Here is a 1,863-nt window from a genome sequence, read left to right as displayed (position 1 = left end):
ATGATCGGCGAGCTGGCGCTGGTGCCGCCGTAGACCGCCCAGCCGGAGCCGCCGTAGGTGTCGTAGACCGCCACGCCGGTGGCCGGGTCGGCGACGGCGGAGACGTCGGCCTCCATGCGCTTGGAGCAGCCGGTGTCGGTCTGCCAGCTCGGCTTCGGGTCGTAGGCCGAGCAGCCGGAGCCGGTGCCCTCGGTGGAGCTGGTGTTCCACACCGACTCGCTCCAGCCGCGGGAGTTGGAGGCGGTGGTGAGCGCGGTGCCGCCGACGGCGGTCACGTACTGGGAGGTCGCCGGGTACTCGGCGCCGTAGGCGGAGTCACCCGAGGAGACGGTGATCGCGACACCCGGGTGCTTGAAGTACGAGGTGTCGTCGCTGGTCTGCGAGGACGACTCGGAGCCGCCCCAGCTGTTGGAGACGAACTTGGCGCCGAGTGCCACGGCCTCGTTCTCGGCGGCGCCGAGGTCGGCCATGCTCGCGGAGTTGGCCTCGACCAGGATGATGCTGCAGTTCGGGCAGACGGCGCTGACCATGTCGATGTCGAGCATCTCTTCACCGGCCCAGCCGGTGTCGTTGGTCGGCAGCGAGGTGGTGGAACCCGTCTGGCTGACCTGCTTGAAGCAGCCGTTGGCCTTGGTGCAGGACGACAGGCCGTACGTGGAACGGTAGGTGGCCAGGTCCGACTCGGCGTTGGGGTCGTTGTAGGCGTCCACGATGCCGACCGTCATGCCCGAACCGGCCGCGGTGGGCAGGTTGTAGGCGCTGTGCAGGTTGGCCGGGGAGAGGCCGGAGGGCGCGGCGGCGGCGAGCGCCGAGGCGAGGCGCTGTTCGATGTCGGTGCGGCGCTGGGCGAAGCAGGACGCGTGGCCCGGCTCGGCGGTGGCGCACAGGTGGGTCGTGGGGACCTTCTGGCCGGCCCTGCCGGTGGCGTGGAAGGTCTGCCGCTTCGGGTCGGTCAGGGCCTTGGCGTTCTGTGTGACCTTGGAGGTGTGGGGGTGGGCCGCTGCGGGCTGGGCGCCGGCCGTGGGGGCGGCGACGAGTCCGGCGACGGTGAGGGCGAGCGCGGGGAAGGCGACGGCGACGAGTCTTCGCAGACTCCGTCTCTGCCCGCTCGAGCGTGACTCACGCATGGGTACTGCCTCCATCGGGAAGTGAGGTTTCTCGCACTGGATGGGCAGCCCGTGACGCGCGTAGCGGCGATGTGACCGCGCAGTCATGAGCATGACACTCGCGCCACCTGCCATGGCGCTGGGTGAACACGACATGACAGGGTGCGAGAGGAAGGTAGCTCCGATGGCGCCTACCCGGCAGTACCGGACAGAATTCTTTGCTCTTCCATAGAATGCGGTCAGCCCCCTCCGGTGTCGGGGGTGCCGATGCCCGATCCGGACCGTGGACTGTGACGGGGGCCTCCCGTTGAAGCACCTCCCGAATTCCCGGCCCGCGTCGATAATGACCTTGTGCGCTCGCTAGCCAGGAATTCGATACTGCCCCTGACGCTGGTCATCGTCGGGGCGGCCGCAGTGGTGGGCGACGCGGCGGAGAGAACCGATACGGCCACAAGCAGCAGGCTCAGTGGTTTCGGCAAGTCCGGCGGGCCGGGCCGGTCCTCGCAGCACCAGGACCAGGACCTCCCCGCGACGGCCCGGGCAAAGGACGGCAACGCGTACACCCCCCGCAGGACCGAGGAGAACGCCCGGATCGGCGCGGTCTTCGAGAAGGACGACCAGGGCGCCCACTTCTGCACGGCGAGCGTGGTGCGGAGTCCGCACCGGAACATGCTGATCACCGCGGCCCACTGCGCCTTCGACTCCGACTCCGGACAGCCGCTGAACGACCTGGTCTTCGCCCCCGGCTACCGCAACG

Annotated in this window: 1 protein-coding gene and 1 pseudogene; one reads left to right on the top strand and one right to left on the bottom strand. The window is 69.6% G+C overall.

Features of this window, described 5'->3' with window-relative positions; all coding sequences use genetic code 11:
• A partial coding sequence (locus ACWDEN_RS48055; RefSeq protein ID WP_450864459.1) for a S53 family peptidase occupies nucleotides 1-1,127 on the bottom strand: 1,127 nt, incomplete at its 3' end.
• A 330-nt stretch (nucleotides 1,128-1,457) separates the two neighbouring features.
• On the opposite strand from ACWDEN_RS48055, the pseudogene ACWDEN_RS48050 reads away from it, so the two are divergent.
• Nucleotides 1,458-1,863 (top strand): annotated as a pseudogene (locus ACWDEN_RS48050) (hypothetical protein); the annotation flags it as partial.

Source organism: Streptomyces sp. NPDC001153, from assembly GCF_053598315.1.
Note: the sequence above shows the minus strand (reverse complement) of the source record. Positions and strands in the feature narration are given on the sequence as shown.